This is a genomic window from Actinomadura sp. (assembly GCF_044508335.1).
Taxonomy (GTDB): Bacteria; Actinomycetota; Actinomycetes; order Streptosporangiales; family Streptosporangiaceae; genus Spirillospora.
Genome location: NZ_JBIQHY010000027.1, coordinates 1 through 7,099 on the forward strand (window position 1 = coordinate 1; position 7,099 = coordinate 7,099).

9 protein-coding genes are annotated in these 7,099 nt (G+C 74.2%); 4 read left to right on the forward strand and 5 right to left on the reverse strand.

Annotated elements, in window-relative coordinates:
- Positions 1–136 precede the first annotated feature (136 nt).
- From dhaM to dhaK, 3 genes are read right to left on the reverse strand one after another with little or no spacing between them, the layout of a single operon-like run.
- Positions 137–523, reverse strand: a complete 387-nt coding sequence (gene dhaM, locus ACIWVC_RS12665) for a dihydroxyacetone kinase phosphoryl donor subunit DhaM (protein WP_396446655.1) — start codon at positions 521–523, stop codon at positions 137–139.
- Positions 524–1,147: a dihydroxyacetone kinase subunit DhaL gene (dhaL, locus tag ACIWVC_RS12670; protein ID WP_396446656.1), complete on the reverse strand. Its 624-nt coding sequence runs from the start codon at positions 1,145–1,147 to the stop codon at positions 524–526.
- A complete protein-coding gene (dhaK, locus tag ACIWVC_RS12675) occupies positions 1,144–2,139 on the reverse strand; it encodes a dihydroxyacetone kinase subunit DhaK (protein WP_396446657.1) in 996 nt (331 codons plus the stop codon). The genes dhaL and dhaK overlap by 4 nt, the downstream gene beginning before the upstream one ends.
- Before the next feature lie 75 nt (positions 2,140–2,214).
- Here dhaK and ACIWVC_RS12680 point away from each other — a divergent pair, with 75 nt between their 5' ends.
- From ACIWVC_RS12680 to ACIWVC_RS12695, 4 genes are all read left to right on the forward strand, one after another.
- Positions 2,215–3,183 (forward strand): nucleoside hydrolase, encoded by a 969-nt coding sequence (locus ACIWVC_RS12680; protein ID WP_396446659.1) that lies wholly within the window; start codon positions 2,215–2,217, stop codon positions 3,181–3,183.
- 100 nt (positions 3,184–3,283) lie between these two features.
- Positions 3,284–3,988, forward strand: a complete 705-nt coding sequence (locus ACIWVC_RS12685) for a PIG-L deacetylase family protein (protein ID WP_396446707.1) — start codon at positions 3,284–3,286, stop codon at positions 3,986–3,988.
- 98 nt (positions 3,989–4,086) lie between these two features.
- The gene (locus tag ACIWVC_RS12690; protein ID WP_396446660.1) at positions 4,087–4,542 is read left to right on the forward strand and encodes an SRPBCC family protein; all 456 of its coding nucleotides are present in this window, start codon (positions 4,087–4,089) and stop codon (positions 4,540–4,542) included.
- 42 nt (positions 4,543–4,584) lie between these two features.
- Positions 4,585–5,484 (forward strand): serine hydrolase, encoded by a 900-nt coding sequence (locus ACIWVC_RS12695; RefSeq protein WP_396446661.1) that lies wholly within the window; start codon positions 4,585–4,587, stop codon positions 5,482–5,484.
- An 81-nt stretch (positions 5,485–5,565) separates the two neighbouring features.
- Here the strand turns inward: ACIWVC_RS12695 and ACIWVC_RS12700 are convergent, their stop codons facing one another.
- Both ACIWVC_RS12700 and ACIWVC_RS12705 read right to left on the reverse strand, forming a co-directional pair.
- Positions 5,566–6,324, reverse strand: coding sequence for a DUF4190 domain-containing protein (locus ACIWVC_RS12700; protein WP_396446662.1), 759 nt, complete (start codon positions 6,322–6,324; stop codon positions 5,566–5,568).
- A gap of 75 nt (positions 6,325–6,399) precedes the next feature.
- On the reverse strand, positions 6,400–7,041 hold the full coding sequence (locus ACIWVC_RS12705; protein WP_396446663.1) for a LuxR C-terminal-related transcriptional regulator: 642 nt from the start codon (positions 7,039–7,041) through the stop codon (positions 6,400–6,402).
- Between the last annotated feature and the right edge of the window lie 58 nt (positions 7,042–7,099).

Here is a 7,099-nt window from a genome sequence, read left to right on the forward strand (position 1 = left end):
ACGCGACCTGACCTGCGCGACCCGACCGGCGCGACCCGACCGGCGCGACCCGACCTGCGCGACCCGACCTGCACGACCTGACCGGCACGGGTTGGGCGCCCGCGGCGGGCCGCGGGCCGGCCAGCCGCACCCGGCGTCAGGAGACCTTGCGGTGCTCTCGGGCCGACTCGGCGGCGGCGTGGACGGCGGCGAGGTCCGCGCCCGTCGCGGCCATCGACGCGGCGGCGACCGCGCCCTCCACCAGCGGCGCGTCGGCGAGCAGGACGCCGCCGCCCGCGGCGTCCTCGATGAGCATCCTGGCGGTGAGGACGGAGCTGCCGAGGTCGGCGAGCAGCACCACGCCGTCGCCGTCGTCGGCCGCGGCGACGGCCTGCTCGACCAGGTCGACGCTGGTGCCGAGGCGGCCCTCGGAGTCGCCGCCGGCGGGTTCGACGACGGCCTTGCCGACGCCCATCGCGCGGGCGACCTCGGCGGCGCCCTCGGCGAGCGTCGGGCTGTGCGAGATGAGCACGATGCCGACCATTCAGCCCTCCCCCGTGACGTCGGCGAGCCCGCGCAGCAGCAGGGCGGTGGACGAGGCGCCGGGGTCCATGTGCCCGACGCTGCGCGGCCCCAGGTAGCTGGCCCGCCCCTTGCGCGCCTGCATCGGCACGGTGTCCTCGGCGCCCCTGGCCGCCGCGCCGGCGGCGGCGCGCACGCAGCCGGCGAGGTCCGCGCCGTCCGCGAGCGCCGCCTCGTAGGCCGCGACGGCGGGCGCCAGCGCGTCGACCATCGTCTTGTCACCCTCGGCGGCCTTCCCGAGGTCGCGGACGCCGTCCAGGGCGGCGCGGAGCGCGGCGCCGAGCGCGGCGGCGTCCACGTCCCCGGCGTCCCCGAGCGCCTTGCCCGCGCGGCGCAGCGCCGTCCCGTAGAGGGGGCCGGACGCGCCGCCGGTCTTGGACACGATGGCCCGCCCGGCGGCGATCAGCACCTTGCCGGGCGGGGCGTCCTCCGGGAGCGCGCCGGCGGCCGCGCGGAAGCCCCGGTCGAGGTTGTGGCCGTGGTCGCCGTCGCCGATGGCCGCGTCCAGCCGGGTGAGCCGCTCGGCGTCGGCGGAGACGAGCTCGGCCGAGTGCCGGATCCAGGCGGCGAGATCGGCGGCGTTCACCGGCCCCACCGCAGCCCGGGGGTCTCGACGGGGGCGTCCCACAGCCGGGTCAGCTCGGGCGTCACCCGGCACACGGTGATCATGCAGCCGGCCATCTCCAGGCTCGTCACGTACGGCCCGACCAGGCGGCGGACGACGGTCGCACCGTGCCCCTCCAGCCACTCGGCCGCCGCCGCGTAGGCGACGTACTGCTCGATGAGCGGCGTGCCGCCCATCCCGTTCACCAGCACGAGCACCTCGGCGCCGGCGAGCGGCATGTCCGCGTCGATCGCGCTCAGCGAGGCGTCCGCGATCTGCGCGGCCGTGCCGGCCTTGACCCGTTCCCGGCCGGGCTCGCCGTGGATGCCGATGCCGAGCTCCATCTCGCCCTCGCCCAGCTCGAACGTGGGCGTCCCGGCGGCGGGGACCGTGCAGGGCGACAGCGCGACGCCGAACGACCGGCTGCGCTCGTTCACCTCCCGCGCCACCGCCGCGACGGCGTCGAGGGCGGCGCCCTCCTCGGCGAGCGCACCGGCGATCTTCTCGGCGAACAGGGTGGCGCCCGTCCCCCGCCGCCCCGCGGTGAAGGTGCTGTCCTCCACGGCCACGTCGTCGTCGATGACGACGGACACGACCTCGATGTCCTCGTCCTCGGCCAGCTCGGCGGCCATCTGGAAGTTCATGACGTCGCCGGTGTAGTTCTTCACCAGGTGGAGGACGCCGGCGCCGCCGTCGACCGCCATCGTCGCCGCGATGATCTGGTCGGGCACGGGCGAGGTGAACACCTCGCCGCAGCAGGCCGCGTCCAGCATGCCGGGGCCGACGAACCCGGCGTGCAGCGGCTCGTGCCCGGACCCGCCGCCCGACACCAGGGCGACCTTCCCGGCGCGGGGCGCGTCCGCCCGCACGACGGTGCCGTTCCCGGGGTCGACGTTCAGCGAGGGGTGCGCGGCGGCCAGCCCGCGCAGCGCGTCGGAGACCACGTCCGCCGGGGCGTTGATGAGTTTGCGCATGCTCATGCTCTACCCCCGTGCGGCGCCGCGTCCCAGGCCCAATCGGAGATCGGCGGATCCGGATAGGTTGCATCCGTGAGCTCCTCCGCCGACACGGGACCCGTGTTCCTGTACGACTGCGACACCGGCATCGACGACGCGATGACGCTGCTCTACCTGGCCTCCCTCGTCCGGGCCGGCGAGGCGGAGCTGGCGGCCGTCGGGACGGTGCACGGCAACATCGACCCGCTGACCGGCGCGCTGAACACGCTGCGCGTGCTGGAGGCGGCGGGGATCACCGGGGGCGTGCCGGTCGCGGTGGGCGCGGCCCGGCCGATGGCGCAGGACGTCCACTACGCGCTCGACTGGCACGGGACGGACGGCCTCGGCGACACGCACCTGCCCGAGCCGGCCGGGCGGCCGGTGGCCGAGCCGGCGCCAGCGCAGATCGTCCGGCTGGCCCGCGAGCGGCCCGGGGAGCTGACGCTGCTGGCGACCGGCCCGCTGACGAACCTGGGCGCGGCGCTGCTGCTGGACGACGAGCTCCCGGCGCTGGTCCGCGAGGTCGTCGTCATGGGCGGCGCGTTCGGCCACCCCGGCAACATCACGACGCACGCCGAGGCGAACATCTGGCACGACCCCGAGGCCGCCGACCTCGTGTTCGCGGCGGACTGGCCGGTCGTGCTGGTGCCGCTGGACGCGACGCACCCGACCGCCGTGCACGACGAGTGGCTCGACCGGCTGGCCGCCCACGACGGCGAGGTCGCCCGGTTCGCCGCGCGCATCCTGAAGTTCTACGAGAACGCCTACACGCCGACGCTGAAGCGCCGGGGCGCGGTCATCCACGACGCGCTCGCCGCGATGCTGGCCGTCGACCCGGGCCTCGGCGAGTACGTCCACCGCGCCGTCCGGGTGGAGCTGCGCGGCGAGCTGACCCGCGGCACGACCGTGTGGGACGCGCGCTCGCTGCCCGCCGAGGACACCCGCCGCCCGGTCAGAATCGCGGTGGGCAGCGACGTGGCGGCGTTCCAGGAGCGCCTGCTCACGGCGCTGACCTCGTTCTGACGCCCGGCCCGCGCAACGCGGCGTCTTGATCTCCGGAGGTGCCGTGATCGTCCGCGGACCTTATCGTTGAACCGTGACCAACGTTCTGGACGACAGTCAGATGCAGCGGATCCTCGTGGTGATGGCGCACCCCGACGACGTCGACTTCGGCGCCGCCGGGACGGTGGCCGGCTGGACGGACCGGGGCATCGAGGTCGTCTACCTCATGGTCACCGACGGCGACGCGGGCGGCTTCGACGACGGCATCTCCCGGGAGGAGATGGCGACCCTGCGCCGGGAGGAGCAGCGCGCGGCGGCCAAGTGCGTCGGGGTGGGGGACGTCCGGTTCCTCGGGTACTCCGACGGCCGGGTGGAGGCGACGCTCGGCCTGCGCCGCGACATCGCCCGGGTGATCCGGCAGGTGCGGCCCGACCGGGTGCTGATGCCGAGCCCGGAGCGCAACTACGAGCGGATCTACCCCAGCCACCCCGACCACCGCGCGGTCGGCTCGGCCGCGCTCGACGCCGTCTACCCCGACGCCCGCAACCCGTACGCGTTCCCGGAGCTGCTCGCCGACGAGGGCCTGGAGGCGTGGACGGCGCGGGAGGTGTGGATCAGCGGCGGCCCCGTCGTGAACCACTACGTCGACGTCACCGGCCAGTTCGAGCGGAAGGTGAACGCGCTGCGCGCGCACGTGAGCCAGACGGGGCACATGGGCGACGGGCTGCCGGAGATGCTGCGCGGCTGGATGAGCGCGAACGCCGCGGCGGCGGGCCTTCCGGAGGGCCGGCTCGCCGAGTCCTTCCAGGTCGTCGACACCGCCTGAACCCCCGGTTCCGGTCACACCATAAATACACTCCCTCACAAGCCGTAATTAACTGCAGATCGGGCATGTACCCCATGTGACAGAACACGGGGGTTGTCATGCCGTATGAGATCGAAGTGGCCGCCACCTCCGCCGCCGCGCCGGATGTGATCTTCAAGCATCTGTGCGCCGCGGAGGCGTGGGGCGAGTGGGGCGGCTTCTGGATCCGCGCCCGGCGCGAGGCCGACGGGACCGAGCACCCCAACGGGATCGGGGCCGTCCGGTCCGTCCCGCCGTGGCGCGAGGAGGTCGTGGCCTGGGACCCGCCGCGGCACTACGGGTACGTCGCGCTGGCCGGGCCGCCGCGGCGCCGCGTCCGGGCGGACGTGACGCTGGAGCCCTGCCCGGCGGGCACGCTGATCCGCTGGCGCGGCGAGATCGACGGGTTCCCGGGCACCGGGCCGTTCACGCGGGCGGCGCTGCGCCGCCGGTTCGCCGGCTACGCGCGCCGGGTGGCCCGGCACGCCGAACGCTGCGAGCCGGGCTGCCCGGCCCGCCTTCCGGGCGTCCTCTAGCGGCTTTCCGGCCACCACGGCCGCACGGATTCGGGGGGATCGATGCGCCGTCATATCATCGTGCTCGCCTTGGCCGCGGGCGCCGCCGGGGCGGGGCTCACCGCCCACTGGATCGCCTCGGACGCACCGCAGCGCAGGAGCGGTGCGGCCGTCGGCGCCACCGGATCGATCACGGCCGGGCGGGGGGCGGCCGTGGGTGAGGACGAGGCCGGGCCGTTCGACGCCTGGGCGCTGCGCCAAGCCGTCCGCGCCTATCTCCGGACGCGGCCGGGAAGGGCCGGGGTGATGGCGAAGGACCTGCGCACCGGGCTGTCCTTCGGCGAGAACGAGAACGGCAGGTTCGTCACCGCCAGCATCATCAAGGTCGACATCCTGGCGAGCCTCGTCCTGCAGCGGCAGCGCGGCCACCGCGGCCTGAGCGCGGGGCAGCGCGAGCTGGCCGGGCGGATGATCCGCGAGAGCGACAACGGCGCGGCGGACGTCCTGTACTCGGCGGCCGGCTACGGCGACGGCGTCAGGAAGACCAACAAGGCGTTCGGGCTGAAGAAGACGAAGCCGTTCCCCACCTCGTGGGGTTCGTCCCTCACGACGCCGGGCGATCAGGTGCGTCTGCTGACGAACCTGGTCTCCGGCGAAAGCCCCATCAAGTCCTCGGGCCGCCAGTACATCCTGGGGCTGATGGGCTCGGTCATCGACGAGCAGGCGTGGGGGGTGAGCGCGGCGGCCCGGCCGGGCGACAGGGTCGCGCTGAAGAACGGCTGGGCGCCGATCCGCAACCAGGGGAACGGCTGGGCGGTCAACAGCGTCGGCCGCGTCACCGGAGGCGGCCACGACTTCCTCATCGCGGTGTGCAGCGGCGACAACCCCACGATGGAGGCCGGCGTCTCGACGGTCGAGCACGTGGCCGAGATGGTCGTGAGCACCATGCGCGATTCGCGCTGAACGTCTCGCGCTGAACCTCTCGCTGAACGGGGCGTCCCGGGCCCGGGCGGCGGGCCGGCCGCCCGGCGGACGCCGGGGACGTCAGCGGCGCAGCGGGCGGGTGAGCTTCGTGCCCTCGTCCGCCGCCACGGCGACGCAGGTGACGGTGCGGTCACCCTGCCGCCACGACTCGTCGGTCGGGTAGTAGTAGGAGTTCGCGAGGCCGTCCGCCGCCGGATCGCGGCTGATCCTCGCCCGGGTGCGGATCTTGCAGCCGTCCGCGGCCATCTGCCGCAGCTGCGACTCCGGCGGCAGCGCGGTGCCGGGCAGCCGGAAGACCGCCGTCACCTCGCCGTCGTGCGGCGACGTGCAAGGGACGATCTTGACGCTCTCGACCTGGACCGGCTCCGTCGCGGACGGTGCGGCCGCGGTCGTGCTGTCGTTGATGCAGTCGCCGAGCTTCATCTTCTGCGCGTCCACCTCCTTCGGCTTGGTCCCGGTCACGCGGGGCGCGGCTCCGGCTCCGTCGGAGGAGTCGCTGTTCGCGGCGAGGACGCCGACGGTGATGCCCGTGACGATCCAGAGCGAGGACAGGACGATGCCGGCCGTCGCGAGACCGCGCCCGCGTCCGCCGTTCCGGCCGATCTGGCTCAGCGCGATCACGCCGAGGATGATCCCGAGGACGCCGAGGCAGCCGAGCAGCCCGGTGATGAAGGCGGCGACCGCCAGGCCGTTGGTCGACTCGTTCCGGTACGGGGAGCCGTAGCCGGGGCCGGGCGGCGCCGGAGGGGGCGGAGGCGGAGGCGATGAGTAGGGCGGCTGGGAACCCGGATATCCGGGTCCGGGGGGTGGATATGCCATGACCAGCGACTGTATCGGCCGCCGATAACGGTTTAAGCCGAGATGCCTGCTATACGGCTTACACGAGCTATCGGGTCACACCAGGCGGCGGGCGGCGGCCCAGCGCGACAGCTCGTGCCGGTTCGACAGCTGGAGCTTGCGCAGCACGCTGCTCACGTGCGTCTCCACCGTCTTCACCGAGATGAACAGCTCCTTCGCGATCTCCTTGTAGGCGTAGCCGCGCGCGATCAGCCGCAGCACCTCCCGCTCCCGCTGGGTGATCTGGTCCAGCTCCGGGTCGACCGCCGGGACGTCGGTGGCGGCGAACGCGTCCAGCACGAAACCGGCGAGGCGCGGCGAGAACACCGCGTCGCCCTCCGCGACCCGGCCGATCGCGTCCGTCAGCTCCGGCCCCGAGATCGTCTTGGTGACGTAGCCGCGCGCCCCGCCCCGCACGACCCCGATCACGTCCTCGGCCGCGTCCGACACCGACAGGGCGAGGAACTTGGACGGGACGGCGCCGTGCAGCCGCCGCAGCACCTCGATGCCCCCTCCGCCGGGCAGGTGGACGTCCAGCAGCACCACGTCCGGCTGCGTCGCGCGGATCACCGCGACCGCCTCGTCCACGTCGCCGGCCTCGCCGACGATCTCGACGCCGCCGCCCAGCTCCGCCTTGACGCCCGTCCGGAACATCTGGTGGTCGTCGACCAGCACGACCCTCTTCAACGCCTCACTCACACCTGCTCCTTCGAGGGGGGACGACCCCCCACACCCCCCGGCTCGCTCCGCTCACACC